This window comes from Desulfosediminicola flagellatus, assembly GCF_005116655.2.
In the GTDB taxonomy this organism is placed as follows: domain Bacteria; phylum Desulfobacterota; class Desulfobulbia; order Desulfobulbales; family Desulfocapsaceae; genus Desulfopila; species Desulfopila flagellata.
The window spans coordinates 2578371-2594343 of record NZ_CP050698.1 but is presented as its reverse complement, the minus strand read 5'-3'; the positions used below and the strand labels follow the sequence as shown (position 1 = coordinate 2594343).

Annotated in this window: 11 protein-coding genes; 10 read left to right on the top strand and 1 reads right to left on the bottom strand. The window is 44.9% G+C overall.

The annotated features are described in order from the left end of the window. The first annotated feature begins 19 nt into the window (after positions 1 to 19). The 4 genes from eutB to FCL46_RS10815 all read left to right on the top strand — a co-directional run bounded on the left by eutB (position 20) and on the right by FCL46_RS10815 (position 5241). A complete protein-coding gene (gene eutB / locus FCL46_RS10830) occupies positions 20 to 2212 on the top strand; it encodes an ethanolamine ammonia-lyase subunit EutB (RefSeq protein WP_136806483.1) in 2193 nt (730 codons plus the stop codon). Positions 2213 to 2276: 64 nt separating this feature from the next. Next, complete coding sequence (locus FCL46_RS10825; RefSeq protein ID WP_136806482.1) at positions 2277 to 3317, top strand: TRAP transporter substrate-binding protein; 1041 nt, start codon at positions 2277 to 2279, stop codon at positions 3315 to 3317. A 125-nt stretch (positions 3318 to 3442) separates the two neighbouring features. After that, on the top strand, positions 3443 to 3958 hold the full coding sequence (locus FCL46_RS10820) for a TRAP transporter small permease (protein ID WP_167505810.1): 516 nt from the start codon (positions 3443 to 3445) through the stop codon (positions 3956 to 3958). 56 nt (positions 3959 to 4014) lie between these two features. Then, positions 4015 to 5241: a TRAP transporter large permease gene (locus tag FCL46_RS10815; protein ID WP_217909606.1), complete on the top strand. Its 1227-nt coding sequence runs from the start codon at positions 4015 to 4017 to the stop codon at positions 5239 to 5241. 215 nt (positions 5242 to 5456) lie between these two features. Here the strand turns inward: FCL46_RS10815 and FCL46_RS10810 are convergent, their stop codons facing one another. Continuing rightward, positions 5457 to 6125, bottom strand: a complete 669-nt coding sequence (locus FCL46_RS10810; RefSeq protein ID WP_136806480.1) for a GntR family transcriptional regulator — start codon at positions 6123 to 6125, stop codon at positions 5457 to 5459. A 527-nt stretch (positions 6126 to 6652) separates the two neighbouring features. Between FCL46_RS10810 and FCL46_RS28210 the strand changes: the two genes are divergently transcribed. From FCL46_RS28210 to FCL46_RS10780, 6 genes are all read left to right on the top strand, one after another. Beyond that, positions 6653 to 9586 (top strand): HD domain-containing phosphohydrolase, encoded by a 2934-nt coding sequence (locus FCL46_RS28210; RefSeq protein ID WP_136806479.1) that lies wholly within the window; start codon positions 6653 to 6655, stop codon positions 9584 to 9586. A 423-nt stretch (positions 9587 to 10009) separates the two neighbouring features. After that, the gene (locus FCL46_RS10800; RefSeq protein WP_136806478.1) at positions 10010 to 10564 is read left to right on the top strand and encodes a MarR family winged helix-turn-helix transcriptional regulator; all 555 of its coding nucleotides are present in this window, start codon (positions 10010 to 10012) and stop codon (positions 10562 to 10564) included. Positions 10565 to 10719: 155 nt separating this feature from the next. Further along, positions 10720 to 12309 (top strand): ABC transporter substrate-binding protein, encoded by a 1590-nt coding sequence (locus tag FCL46_RS10795; RefSeq protein ID WP_136806477.1) that lies wholly within the window; start codon positions 10720 to 10722, stop codon positions 12307 to 12309. Between the two features lie 146 nt (positions 12310 to 12455). Then, positions 12456 to 13412, top strand: a complete 957-nt coding sequence (locus FCL46_RS10790; protein WP_136806476.1) for an ABC transporter permease — start codon at positions 12456 to 12458, stop codon at positions 13410 to 13412. Positions 13413 to 13428: 16 nt separating this feature from the next. Then, positions 13429 to 14247, top strand: a complete 819-nt coding sequence (locus tag FCL46_RS10785; RefSeq protein ID WP_136806475.1) for an ABC transporter permease — start codon at positions 13429 to 13431, stop codon at positions 14245 to 14247. A gap of 39 nt (positions 14248 to 14286) precedes the next feature. Next, complete coding sequence (locus FCL46_RS10780; protein WP_136806474.1) at positions 14287 to 15924, top strand: ABC transporter ATP-binding protein; 1638 nt, start codon at positions 14287 to 14289, stop codon at positions 15922 to 15924. The last annotated feature ends 49 nt before the right edge of the window (positions 15925 to 15973 follow it).

Below are 15973 nucleotides of genomic sequence, written 5' to 3'. Positions count from 1 at the left end.
TGGAATAGACAATCGTTTTATGAAGAATATTATACCGCTGAAAGACATTTATGTTCCTGCCCCGGGGCCGGAAGAAGTATACGCGACCACACTGCTCGACCGTCAATTTGACTTCAGAGGATTGAAAAAACTTCTGGGAGCTGCTGACATCAGTAAGGCTGGTGATCGGACTGCAGGACTTGCCGCCGAAAATGAAATGGCTCGGGAAGCTGCACGATCGATCCTTTCTAACCTCACTCTGCAACATATTTATGACACCCCGCTTACAGATGCAAACGGCAGGGTCGACAACGTAATGCGGGCTGGATACGAGATAGATCTAGAGGTTTTCGCTGAGATATCCTCCATGACTGTGGGTAAATTGAAAGATCATCTCATGGCTTCAGGCGGAAGGGAAGTGGAACGGATCGGCAGGGCGCTTACACCAGTGATGGCTGCTGCACTCGCAAAAATACTGGATGTTCATGAACTCGTATTTCTGCCGCGGAAAGTGTCCAAACCCACTCGGGCCCGAACCTTAATCGGTCTTCCGGGATGTCTCTCATTCAGACTTCAGCCAAATCATCCCAAAGATGATCTCGATGCCATCTCTCTCATGGTTTACACAGACCTGAGTATGGGTATGGGCGACTGCCTGATCGGCGTTAACCCCTCTGAGGGTTCCGTTGATAATATCAGCAGAATTCTTATTCACCTGGATAAGCTTCGGCGTGAAACCGGGGCACCTTCCCAGATTTGTGTACTCGGTCACATAAAAACCCAGCTGGCGGCACTTGAGCAGGGAGCACCCGTAGAAATCCTGTTTCAGAGTTTTGCCGGAACGGAGAGAACACTGACGGAAGAATTCGATGTAACAGTAGAGTACATGGATAATGCCTACGCCACCATGGCGGAGCACGGCCCGCTGGCAGGAGTTGCGGACCAGTTCATGTACTTTGAGACAGGGCAGGGCAGTGAAATGACCTACCGGAAACATGATGGCATCGACATGACCACCTGCGAAGCCCTCTGTTATGGTCTCTGCCGACGTTATGATCCGTTTATGGTCAACAACGCTACAGGTTTTATCGGCCCGGAAACGCACTTAAATGATTTTGAGCTGATGGTTTCAACCCTTCAGGATAATTTTATGGGTAAGATTCTTGGTTTGCCCATGGGAATAAGTCCAAGTTACACCCTGCACTCCGAGACCCATCTTGAAGGACAGCAAATGGCTGTTCAGTTAGCGACTGCAGCTGGAGCAAGCTTTTTTATGGACGTGTATCTCGGTTGTGACCGCATGCTCGCCCATTTCGTAAACAGCGGCCACGATGATCAAACCATGCGTGAGATTTATGGCAGAAACCCCGCCCCTGAATTCCTGCAATGGGCAGTAGAGCGTGGAATTTACGAACAGTCTCCGGACGGTGTGGTCACACGCGGCCAAAACTGGGGTAATCTTAGACAATTTGTGCCTTCGGATGCAGAATTTCAGCGACTGCGGGAGTGTCTGCCTGCTGCTCCTGGCTTTGATAATGCAGGTCCCCGTCCTGTAAACGATGTGCAGCGGATCCTTCGGGCAAACCAGGCTGTGGGCAGGGAAGCTGTTCACAGTGACTTGAGGATTTCTGAACTGGCTTCATTTGATTTCCGCATATTGACTACAACAGCACAAAGTAAACCTGACCATCTACGCAACCCGGAGTTGGGCTCACGACTCAGCCCGGAGACGGCATCAACCATGGTCGCCGAGCATTGTGATGTACAGATCGTTGTTACAGACGGACTCAGTGCCGAGGCAGTTCACCATAATATTAATGACCTGCTTCCTGTGCTTCAGGATGGACTTGCCAGTCAGGATTATAGCATGGGGCAGCCCATTCTTGTTCCGTATGGACGAGTTAAACTCGTTGAGGATATCGGTGAAATCTTAAAGCCGAAACTACTCATTTTACTGGTCGGGGAGCGACCAGGCGGAGATGCACTCGCCTCACGCAGCCTATCAGCCTACCTGGCAATTCGTCTTGCTGATAGCCCATCACTGCCCGAGGCGATTCGTTACAGCGGCAACTCCAGTATCGGTTACGAATATACGCTTATCACCAATATATATGCGGGTGGGCTTCCGGCTGTTGAAGCAGGAAGTGTTGTAGCCGAAAAAGCTATGGATATTCTTGGGAACCAGGCTGCAGGAAACAGACTTGAAGATATACTCGCAGGACACGCGCGATAAAAAACAGCAGCGATAGAAAGAGCAGCTTCAATCGTAGTAATAAAAAAAAGGAGGAGACACAGTTATGTACACAGTTAAACATTTTAGAAAATCGATGTGCACCCTGGTAGCGCTGTCTATGCTGGCGTTGACAGGTGCTCCGTCAACAGAGGCCGGAACAGTAAAGATGAAGTTCTCTCACCAGAACAACGTTTATGATGCTGATCAGCTACTTGCAGAAACTTTCAAGCAATTGATGGAAGAGAAAACCAATGGTGGCATTAAGGTTGCTATTTATCCAGGCACTCTTACCACCAGCGAAGAAGAAGCAATGGAATTTGTCAAATCCGGTACTGTGGATGTTGACACCAACTCTGCAGGTCACCTTGCCGGCTTTTATGAAGATATTCAGTTTTTACAGTTGCCGTACCTCTTCAAAAGTCCGGCTCATTACAACGTAGCCAGGCAGTCTGGTGTTGTGAAAGACATTCTTGCCGAGCTCGAAAAAGCAACCGGTCTTATTGCTCTTGGAATTTATTCTGACTGCAATGGTTTCGCTATTGCCAGTACCAAGCCGATCAACTCCATTGAAGATGCTAAAGGAACAAAACTGCGATGCATGCAGAACCCACTGTTTGTTGATATTTACAGCCAGTTCGGATTCACCGTTACACCTACCGACTGGGGCGAACTCTATACTTCTCTGCAGACAGGTCTTGTAGATGCTGATGATCTTGGCGTGTACTGTAACAACATCTTCAAAATGAGTGAAGTTGTTAAGAATTATGCGATCCTTCGTCAGATGTGGACCCAGAAAGTTGTCTTCATCTCTCCTAAGACCTGGGTTAAATTGTCCGCTGATGAGCAGGAGATCGTTCGTTCAGTTGCAAATGAAGCGATTGAGTTAACCGACGCATGGCAGTATGCCCGTGAGCAGGAAATGATCGAGAAGGTTATCGCCGAAGGTGGAAATGTGACCTATCCTGATACAGCGCCGTTTAAAGAGGCATCTGTTAAAGTTTATGACAAATGGTTCGCCAAAAATCCTCATTGGAAATCCTGGTACGATCAGATCCAGTATCTGGACCCTGATGCAAGAATGCCAAAGGCGTACAACAAGAAATAACCTGTGTTAATCTGTAATATTGTCGGCTCCCCTTTGGGGAGCCGGCGATAACTGCATATCGGGACACAGGGCCTGTGCCTGAAATGGAATTTCCCGAAAAACAGTTACGAAGGAACGTGTGTTTAATGGAAGATATCGAGCTGAAGAATAAACAACCTGCAGGAATTCTAAGCCTGACAACCAGGACTACAAAAAAAATAACCTGCGCATATATGTCTGTTCTGTTGGTTGGAATGGCACTGGTACTTGGGGTAAATATTTTCCTCCGATTCTTTCTTGACCAGCCTATTGCCTGGTCCAACACCATTACCCGGTATGCCTATATTCATATCGTTCTGCTTGGTGCAGCCGTTTCCTACATGGAAGGAGGGCACGCGCAGATCGAGGTAATTTACCAACGTGTCCCCCAAAAGATACAGATCGTTTTTGACCTTCTGCATTATGGAGTCATGCTCTTTCTCTGTCTTGTCCTTACGGTCATGGGTGGGAAACACGTGGTTACCATGTGGCATGTACACTCACCTATCCTCGCCGGTTTTCCGCTGGGTGTCGTCTATCTGGCTGTGCCGTTGTGCGCTTTGGTCATGATTATTTTTATCTTCCAGCAACTGGCTGGCATGAAGGATCGGGAAGAGGTGTAATTATGTTGTACATATGTTTAATGATACTCTGTTTTTTCGTTTTGATGGCGATCCGGATGCCAATCCCTTTCGCATTGCTCGCCTCGACCCTGGTGTATTATATTGGTGCGGAAATCCCTTTAAATATTGTTGTTGTACGGTTGTTACGATCTTTTGATTCGTTCATCCTACTGGCGATTCCCTTCTTTATCCTTGCCGGCCGTATCATGTCGGAAGCAGGGATCAGTGATCGGTTAATTCGTGTGGCAGATTTGATGGTGGGTCGAGTTAAAGGCAATCTGGCATACGTCAATATTGTGGTCAGCATGTTCTTTGGCGGTATAACAGGCACAGCCATATCTGATACCACTGCCATTGGATCGATTTTGATCCCCTCAATGGTGAAAAAAGGCTACTCACGAAGTTTCAGTGCTGCGGTTACTGCAGCGTCTTCGACTATGGGGCCTATTATTCCACCAAGTCTCATGTTTATCATTTACGGCTCCATAGCACAGGTTTCAATTCGTGATATGTTTCTAGCGGGAGCGATACCGGGATTGATGGTTGGTATATCTCAAATGGCTGTAGTGAAGATGCACAGCTTGAAACACGACCTGCCCAGAAGAGAAGAAAAGATATCCGGGGGGGAGGCCTTTACGATAATCAGGGACGCCTCTCTTGCGATTATGTTGCCGGTAATCATACTGGGTGGCATTCTTTTTGGAATAGTTAGTCCGACAGAGGCCGCTGTTGTTGCGGCTTTTTATGCAGGTTTTATTGCTTTATTTGTATACCGATCGTTGAATTTCAGACGGCTGATTACCGTCATCAGAGACTCCGCGGTTGAAACTGGCAGTGTCTCAATAATCATCGCTGCAGCTGCACTGTTTGGTTGGGCACTCTCCAACGAGCAGGCTCCTCAGTTGTTTGCGGATATGCTTACGGAAAGCTCTCTGTCAAAATGGCAGATTTTGCTGATGATCAACCTGATGTTATTTGGCCTGGGAATGTTTATGGACAGCATCCCTGCAATCATGATCGTTACTCCGGTACTTTTGCCACTGTTTTCAGTGCTGAATATCGATCCTCTACATGCCGGTTTATTTATGAGTGTCAACCTTATCACTGGTCTCGCCACTCCGCCTGTCGGCTGCTGTCTGTTTGCGGCATCAATTATCTCAGAATCACCCATGGAGAAAATCAGCCGTGCTATTCTGCCTTTTCTGGCGGCAAACGCGTTTGTTGTGCTTCTAGTTACATATATACCTGAAATAACACTTTTTATACCTTCGCTTTTCAAGTGATTATAACAGTATGAAGGATGCTTTTCTGATCACTCACTGTTCACAGAGATAGATGTAAAAAAAGGCCTGTCAGAAAGTGGTATTAACGCTTCTGACAGGCCTTTTGTGATTTCGGTTTCCGGCTTGTAAAGTTAATGCTACCGCCCCCCCCAAAAAAAACAGATTTCTCAATTATTTATTTAACGCACCATTTCTACTACGCCAATTGGGTTAGGTTACGATTCAGGCCCAATCCTGTCGTTAATCATTCCAGCATAGTTGCGGATATGTTCTTCTGTAATTTCTTTACAGGTCTTTTTGTCCCTCTTCTTCAGGGCAGCTAGCATTAACCGATGGCTACGGAATTGTTCAGCCATCTGTTCTCTGCTGAACACCAGGGAATGCCAGAATCGTGCTCCGACACTCTGATAGTTACGCAGCAGTTTTTCCAGTTGTGGGTTTCCGGTTGATGCGTAGATCACATTGTGGAAGGCAGACTCATATTTCAACAGTTCTTCAAAGTTGGTTTTGGGATCCGCTTCATGAGCTTTTACTGTTTCGAGAATTGAGTCAAGTTCTGCGAGCTGCTGTTCAGAAATTCGTTCAGCTGCCAGTTCTCCGGCAATACCTTCAAGGCCAATCCTGATCTCTGTAACCTGCTTGAGGAAATGGAAATCCATTGGGGCTACCCAGGTCCCGGCTCTGGGAACCCGCTTGATCAGGCCCTCGTTCTGGAGTTCTAAAAAAACCTCTCTCAAAGGGGTGCGACCAATCCCATATCGCTCCATAAGATCTTTGTCTTTTAAAAGTTCTCCAGGCGCAAGTTGCTGGGTGATAATACGATATCTCAATTCTTCATATGCTGCTTGTTTGGTGAAACTCATGTGCGCCTTTGGCTGGTTCATTTATTACTCATAAAAAGTGGTCAAAAACATGCGTCATCGTAGATAGACTAACATAATCAAATTACGCAAAAAAAGAAACTGCCGGGGAGTATGATATGGTATTGATTTTCGATAAAATCATCTGACGTTTATAAACAATACGATGCTACAATACATAATGACTCAGAGTATATATGTTTTGCCCCCCTTCCAACTCACTATTCCTGACGATAGGGTAATCAGCAGTTTCATCGGTACAAAATCCTTCGGAGGGCAGGGTGTATATCAGTCAGCTACTTACCTAACTGCATAGTGTGGCTGTTGCATTGATCCCAGCCTGTCTGATACCATCTTTATATATTCCCTAAAAAATCATAAACTGTGCATTAACGGGTATCGTCGCATGCTGTAACATCATAGTATTAGATGGAATATGTCTGGAAATGGCATTTGCAGCTTGCAAATGATCGGTGTTTCAGCAAGTGAAAAACATCAGAATGTCATGTAGCTGATAGTTTACCCCCTTTCTACAAGTATACAGACAAACCATGAAAATACGATTGAACAGATCCTACAAGATCCATGTCACTATTTCCGTGTTGTTTACGATACTCATTACAATATTTGGAACAGTTCTCGCATTCTATGTATATGCCAAATCTTCTACCCTGCTATTAAAACTTTCCGAACAATATCTGTCCCGGATACATCAGGAATTGACTATGGACTATATGTCCATGCATCGAGCAGTATCGCAGAGTATTCGTATCGTAGCTCATACCGATATTGTGAATGCTGAAAGTCTCGATGAACGGCTACGATTCGTACCACTTATTTATTCAGCAATAAAAGAAGAACAACAACTTACAGCATTGCAATTCGGTTATGACAATGGCGATTATTTCATAGTCCGCTCTCTTGATAATGAATATATGGCAAAAAGGTTCAACGCCCCGGATCAGGCAGTAATTGTAGTCGATAACATTACCACAGGTGAAAGCGGCGTGCGAATCCGCAGTCGTTTCTGGTACACCGACTCGATGGTGAGAATTGGAAAGAAGGATGAGGTTGCAGATCAATATGATCCACGTGTGCGTCCCTGGTATACAGCCGCACTTGCTTCACGTTCTGTAACTGATACGGCACCCTACCTTTTTCACTTTATCGGGCAGATGGGAATTACTGTGGCGTATAAACCCCTCGGTGCCCATTGCGTGATTGCTGGAGACATTACTCTTCAAAGTCTCTCAGAAATTCTCTCCAGACACATGATCTCGAAAAGAACTGAGATTGTTCTCCTTGAAGAACGTGATAATTCATTCTGGGTAACAGCTTACCGAGATGCCGAAGCACTTACTGTATCACATCAGGAAAACATTGGTAGATCTGAATTCAAAGACCTGAAAAGTGAAATTCTTGATATCGCGGCAGCAAAAAGTGAGTTCCGTAAATCGTTCTATACAATACATCATAATGGTGAAGAATGGCTTGGTTCCACCCTTAAACTCAAACTATTAAACCGTGATAATTTTTATCTGGTAATGCTCTCACCGGAAGACGAAATATTGAGTGAGGCAAGAAAAATGCAGATGCAAACCAGTATCTTCACGCTTATCATGATTGTTATTGCAGGTCCTTTTTCCTTAATTCTAGCAAGGAAAATCGCAAGACCATTGCAGCAATTGGCTCATAATTCAGAACGCATCAGTAGGTTTGAATTTTCTAAGGGTGACCATTTTGAGAAAACTACAATAAAAGAGGTGGATGAACTGGGACAGGCCATGTCGAAAATGGAAATGACAATTGATCAGTTTATCTCACTGATTAATTCACTCGCCAGTGAACAGGACTTTGACAGTCTCCTTATCAGGATTTCTGAAGAAACTATGCAGATTGCTGAAGCGGATTGTGCGTTTACGTATGTAGTAAAAACAACCACGAATACACTTTCTCCCGGCTCGATTCATACTCCCGGCAGTTGTATTATCAATGATGGTTTTCTTCCAGAATGTGATCTGAACGAATCAAGTGCTCTACTCGACTTACTTCAGGAGAGTGAGCCGATAATTGGTGATCTTGATGAGTGCATTCCAGAGAATGCACTGTCTGAGGTCGTTCATCTCAAAGAACCTGTCGTTGTGATTTTCCCTGCCGTAAATCGACAAGGTGAAACTATAGGGTTGCTCTGTCTCCTCTATGACAAACAAAAATTTGGTTCTTCTGAGAAACAAAAAGGCAGACTGGCGTTCCTGAAGGCGCTTTCAGGATTCGTAGCTGTTACGCTGGAAGGCAGACAGATGCTCAGGATGCAGAAAGATCTCCTGGAATCTTTTATTAAGGTCCTTGCAGAAGCTATTGACTCGAAGTCAACATACACAGGAGGACACTGTAAGCGAATACCTGTACTTACGGAACTTATTGCTCAGAAGGCATGTGCCTCAACAGAAGAGCCATTCGCCGATTTCAAACTTGATAAAAACAGATGGGAGGAGCTTCGAATTGCGAGTTGGTTGCATGATTGCGGAAAGGTAACTTCACCTGAGTTTATTGTAGATAAGGCGACCAAGCTAGAAACTATCTACGATAGGATTCATGAGATACGTATGCGGTTTGAAGTTATAAAACGAGACGTTCATATTGCAATGTTAGAACAGTTTTCGACGTGTGCCAATAAAACAGTATATCGACAGCAACTCAATGACTTGTGGAAAGAACTTGATGAGGAATTTACTTTTGTTGCAGAGTGCAATATCGGTCAGGAATACATGATGCCTGAAAACATAGAGAGATTACACAAAATCAGCAAACGTACGTGGATGAGAACGCTCTCTGACCGGCTTGGTGTTTCATGGGAGGAAAAACAACGAAAAGAACGGGGCGGGGAAAAACCATTACCCGTAGAAGAACGGCTTCTCGCCGACCGTGATGACCACCTGATTTTGAGGGAGGAAAAGCATAAGATCAAGAAGAATAACCCTTATGGATTCAAACTCGATACACCTGAGTATTTGTATAATCGAGGTGAACTTTACAACTTGAGCATCACCAAAGGGACCCTGACAAAAGAAGACAGGTACCAGATAAATGATCACATTGTACAAACAATAATAATGCTCAAAAAACTTCCTTTCCCCAAACACCTGAAAGACATCCCTGATATTGCAGGCGGACATCATGAAAAACTCGACGGAACTGGATACCCCCGAAAACTTACCAGCGAGCAAATGCCCCTTACGGCAAAAATAATGGTACTTGCTGATATCTTTGAAGCACTTACAGCAGCAGATCGTCCATACAAAAACGCGAAAAAATTGAGCACTGTGATAGAGATTATGGCGGAGATGGTCGCGGATAACCACATAGACAGGAATATATTTCATCTTTTCCTGACGAGTGGCGCGTACCTGGAATATGCTGAACAGTATCTTAAAAAAGAACAGGTGGATAACGTTGATGTTGACAGTGTATTGAAATTTTTCTGATACCAACATAACACGAATATTTACTTCCTTAATTCTTACATATCCGCTGTATTCAGGCACGTCTGCCAAAGTATTTACATGTTTAAAAACGGTCTCTCATACTTCTATAGCTGATGCCCGGAGTAGTACTTTTATAGCACAGATCCCCCTCAATCTTCCTCTCTGTTGATTATTCAGCGTGTTGTGTCCATCTGCAAAAGACTATTTAAAAAAAGGCCGAACGGGGTCGTTCAGAGCGACAATGTGGTCTTTTTCTGGAAACCTCTTTGACAATATATAGTATCCAATGTATTCTGATTGATGCACCTCATTACCTGGCATTACTGTATTTCCACAATATAACGATATATAAGATGGATAAAATTAGCTAGTCGACATGTTTTGCAGCGTATTATGCAATGTGTCGAATGTAAAATATACCCCATGAATACATACCCAGACGTAAACGTCAACAAGTCAACTGCTGTTTCAGATAGTGTGCTCATAAGCCTCAGGCGCATTATTCAGGCGATCGATTTACATTCTCGTCAACTTGTTCGTCAGCATGGCATTACGACACCGCAACTCATTGTCCTGAAACAGATACAGGGTAACAGTGCCATTACTGTGAGCCAGGTTGCCAAGCAGGTAAGCCTTAAGCAAGCAACTGTAACAGACATATTGAATCGTTTAGAGCGTAAAGGACTTGTTCAGCGCCAGAAGGACACCAGTGACCGTAGACGCGTCCTGGTTAAGGAAACAGATGCTGGTAAAAAGATGCTTGATGCGGCGCCATCACCATTGCAAGACACGTTCCTCGAAAAATTCGAAAATCTCGATGATTGGCAGCAGAACATGATCCTCTCATCCCTTCAACTTCTTGGTACGTTAATGACGGATGACGAGGATAGTGGTGCACCCATTTCCGCCGCACCAATTCTGTCAACCGGGATGCTTACGGAGAGTATCGACGACCTGCCCTTGAAGAATAATTCCTGAGCGATGACTTTTTTTACACAGATTGCATACGGAGAGTAATCTCCTTCTTAACCATACCCAAATAGCTGTTCTGAGTCACAAAGGAGCATTATCTATAAATCTGACAAGCACTTAATATTAATAAAAAAACAACTCATTCAACAAGGAGGAAGTCTGTGATCGGATTGGAACTTTTAAAGAAATTATTTTCAGACGGAAAAGTATCAAGAAGAGAATTTATTGCCCAGGCAGCAGCTCTTGGCGCAACAGCAGCATTTTCTCAATCATTTTTATCTACAAACGCATTTGCAGCCCCTGAACCTCGTCGTGGCGGTCGTTTACGGGTCGGCATTTCCGGCGGGTCTACGACTGATATAATGGATCCTGCTGCCAGTACTGACATGATGAACCAGATCATCATAAACGGGCAGCTGGGAAATAATCTTGTTGAGGTCGATCATGAGAACAAGCCTATCCCTGAACTTGCTGAAAGCTGGGATAGTTCACCTGATGCAAAAGTATGGAATTTCAAACTCCGGAAAGGAGTCGAGTTTCATAATGGCAAAACAATGGATGCCGATGATGTCATTTACTCGCTGAATCATCACCGGGGAGAAGAAACAAAATCAGCAGCCAAGGTGATTGTTGATTCCATTGAAGAGATCAAAAAAGAAGATAAGTATACCATCACTTTTGTCCTGAAAAGTGGTAATGCTGACTTCCCATTTTTGTTGAGTGATTACCATCTGATCATTGCTCCAACTACAAGCGATTTTAAAGACGGTATTTTCAGCGGCGGTTACATCCTCCAGAAATATGAGCCGGGCGTTCGTGCCTTCGCTACCAGAAATCCTAATTATTTCAAAAGCGATCGAGCATTTTTTGATGAAGTGGAAACTCTTGGTATTAACGATGTAAATGCCAGGACGAATGCGCTAAAAACCGGTCAGATTGACATAATGAACCGGTGCGAATTAAAAACAGTCCATCTTCTTAAACGGATGAATGGGATCAACATAATTCGTCAAAATGGCTTTAAGCATTACACATTTGCCATGCAGTGCGATACAGCTCCGTACAACAATAATGACGTACGGCTGGCTCTGAAATATGGGGTCGATCGTGAGAAAATGCTGAAGACCATCCTGCGCGGATACGGTTCTGTCGGTAATGACCATCCTATCAGTGCGGCGAATCGATACCACGCATCAGAACTGCCTCAGCGACAATTTGATCCGGATAAGGCTAAGTTTCATTTGAAAAAAGCTGGAATGGAAGGTGCAACGTTTGATTTTCATGCTGCCGAAGCTGCTTTTTCCGGCGCGATTGATGCTGGAGTCATCTATAAAGAAACTGCTGCCAAGGCTGGAATTAATATCAATGTGGTTCGAGAACCAAACGATGGATACTGGTCCAATGTCTGGATGAAAAAACCATGGTGCACAGTGTTCTGGGGTGGGCGACCTACTGAAGATATGATGTTCAGTACGGCATATGCCGCCGACGCAGCCTGGAACGATACTTCATGGAAACATAAACGGTTTAACGAGTTGCTTGTAGGAGCCAGAGCTGAACTCGATGAAGCCAAACGTCGAACCATGTACGTTGAAATGCAACGAATTGTTCGGGACGAGGGCGGAGTCGTAGTACCTATGTTTGCAGCAGATCTTTCAGCGACATCTGATAAGATTGCCCATGGCCCAATAGCCGCTAACTGGGAAATGGATGGACTTCGAGCACCTGAGAAATGGTGGTTTAAGTCGTAACCTGTCTTTTGGTCCTCAGGATGTATTGAGGACTATTCTTTACATAGGGTAAGGTCAAATCTTGTGTCTGGAATACCAGAGGTGTTCCGTGTCCCGGAACTCCTCTGCTTATTCCAGGCTCTAGAGCAAAACCGAGCCTGCTCTTTATGAATAAATTAGCTTCAATGATCACAAAACGCATCGTATTCGGTGTGTTGACACTTTTCGCGATTTCCCTGTTGATTTTCGTCGGGGTAGAAGCCTTGCCAGGCGATCTCGCAGAAGCCATACTTGGGCAAAACGCCACCCCGGAGACGATACAGGCTTTCAGGACGGAGCTGAATCTCGATCTACCAGGCCATGTACGCTATTTTACCTGGATAAATAACTTCATCCATGGTGAGCTCGGGAATTCTCTGGCAAATGGACGCCCGATTGCTGAAGTTATCGGTTGGAGATTTGCCAACAGCTTGTTGCTGGCCGGAACTACTGCGTTGTTTGCCATTCCTTTTGCAATATTCCTTGGATTATTAGCGGCTATTTATCGCGACTCATGGTTTGACAAATTTATATCAATTACAACGCTAAGCGCAATTTCCCTGCCGGAATTTTTTGTAGCCTACATTCTGATAGCTCTCTTATCGGTACAGGCTATGCTCTTTCCAAGCATCAGTAATATTAATGATCAGATGTCTGTGTTCCAAAAAATGCATGCCATATTTCTACCGTGTTTAACTCTTGCCTTTGTCGTAGTAGGCCACATGATGCGTATGACCAGAGCCGCCATTATCAATGTTCTTTCCAGTCCTTTTATTGAAATGGCGCAACTCAAAGGTATAAACCGTAGACGAATTATCATCAAACATGCCTTACCGAACGCGCTCTCTCCAATCATCAACGTTGTGGTATTAAACCTGGCTTATCTCGTTGTAGGAGTAGTCGTGGTTGAGGTTGTGTTTGTCTATCCCGGGCTTGGTCAGTTGCTGGTGGATGCAGTTTCGAAAAGGGATCTACCAGTGGTTCAGGCGAGCGGATTGATATTTGCGGGCACGTATGTGTTTTTAAATCTGACTGCGGATGTTCTGTCAATGCTCAGCAACCCTAAATTGAGAAACCCAAGATAAGGAGGCGTTTTACCAAATGTTTACGTTAATACAACAAGCGCCTTTAAGCGCACGAATCGGCATGTTGATTATCCTCGTTAATCTGCTGACTATTTTTCTGGCTCCTCAGATTGCCCCATACGGAGAAACCGAACTTATCGGCGACGTATGGGCACCAATGAGTTCAGAGCACATACTGGGCACAGATCAATTAGGGCGGGACATGTTCACACGCGTCATTTATGGCGCCAGAAATACCATTTCTATAGCTCTGGCTATTGTTTGTCTATCGTTTGCTGTGGGCTGTAGTTGCGGCCTGTTAGCAGCTACTCTTGGCGGCTGGGTAGACCAGGCACTCGGAAGGTTCGTTGATATCATCATGGCTTTTCCAACACTCATATTTGCCCTTATGGTGCTGTCAGTTATGGGTACGTCCATCCCCACCTTGATTGTAGTTATTGCTATACTTGATTCAACCAGAGTTTTTCGAGTCTCAAGAGCTGTCGCAATGGACATTGAAGTGATGGATTTTGTCGAGGTTGCACGCTTGAGAGGGGAGGGCTTGTGGTGGGTTATGCGCAATGAGATTCTACCAAATACAATGCCACCCCTGATTGCGGAATTTGGCCTTCGTTTCTGTTTTGTGTTCCTGTTCATCAGCTCATTGAGTTTTCTTGGTCTGGGGATTCAACCACCTACTGCAGACTGGGGATCCATGGTTCGTGAAAATGCCGGCGCAATATCATTTGGCATTTATTCACCAATGTATCCTGCTGCAGCCATCGCCCTCCTTACCATCGGAGTGAATCTGGTAGTCGACTGGATGCTCAACCGAAGCAGTCTATTACGTGCTTAACAATATCGGTAAATTCGAAAATATAGGATAAGTAAATATATGGTAGCACTGCATGACATTAAACAACCGAAACCTCTGCTTGATATTAAACAACTTAACATTGAAGGCTTTGACGGAGAACAGTGGAGCCCCATAGTCAAAAATATGGATATGAAGTTGATGCGGGGTGAGGTTCTTGGTCTTATTGGTGAATCAGGAGCTGGAAAGTCCACACTTGGTCTTGCAGCAATGGGCTATACACAGACAGGGTGTCGGATTGCATCGGGTACTATACATTTTGACGGATTAAGCCTTACCGACGCGTCTGAACAATCAGTAATCGAACTGCGTGGTTCCCGTATCGCTTATGTAGCTCAGAGTGCAGCGGCCTCATTTAATCCGGCCCACAAACTTATTGACCAGTTTGCAGAAGGTCCTGTTCAGCACGGACTTATGTCCTATAATGAAGCGGTTGCAAAGGCTATCGATCTGTACCGACGATTAGATCTGCCGAATCCTGAGGAGATTGGTTTCCGTTATCCCCATCAAGTGTCAGGGGGGCAGTTACAGAGAGCCATGGTAGCAATGGCCATGGCAACTGATCCGGATATTATCATTTTTGATGAGCCTACCACAGCTCTGGATGTTACTACTCAAATTGAGGTGCTTGTAGCTATCAAAGATGTTATCAAAGAGCTGAATACAGGTGCTATTTATATCACCCATGACCTTGCTGTGGTTGCCCAGCTTGCTGATCGCATTATGGTGCTGCGACACGGAAAGCTTGTAGAAGGTGGATGTGCTCGCCAGATGCTGGATAACCCCCAAAAAGATTACACACGTCGACTACTGGCTGTCAGGTCTTTAGGGGAAGAAAAGATCCGTAACGAAAAGGACCCGAACGTGATCCTTGATATTAGCGGTGTTTCAGCAGGATACAAGAAAGGGATAAATATCGTACAGGATATCAACCTTAAGGTCAGGCGGCGTAAAACCGTAGCGGTTGTCGGAGAATCCGGTAGCGGCAAGACTACCGTTGCCAGAATCGTTACAGGCTTACTTCCATCAAACAGCGGAAATATCAGCTTTAGCGGAGAGACGCTTTCGCCAGATCTGCCTTCAAGAGATCGTGAATGTTTGCGACGTATGCAGATGATTTATCAGATGCCGGATGTGGCTTTGAATCCTCGCCAGAAGATAAAGACGATCATTGGTCGTCCGCTCTCCTTTTATTTTGGAATGAAAGGTAAAGAAGTAACAGCCAGGGTCGAAGAACTTCTCAGCATGGTTGAGTTGCCAACAAGCTATATGAGTAGGTTCCCCGCTGAACTTTCGGGTGGTGAAAAACAGCGAATATGTATCGCTCGGGCTCTTGCCGCCAACCCCGATCTAATTATTTGTGATGAAGTCACTTCTGCACTTGATCAGCTCGTGGCTGAAGGGATTTTAAACCTGCTGCAACGTTTACAGAACGAACTTGGGATATCCTATCTTTTTATCACTCACGATTTGGCTACTGTTAAGGCAATCGCTGATGAAATTGTAGTGATGTATAAAGGGCGTATTGTTGAGCAGGGAATTAAAAGTGATATTCTAAAACCTCCTCACCACGATTATACCCAGCTCCTTCTTTCCTCTGTTCCTGAGATGGATCCAGACTGGCTGGATAATCTCCTGGTTGAAAGAGCAGCTGCATAATGTATTGGTGTGTTGTGTAATTATAGAATAAAACAGAAAAAAAGGGCAA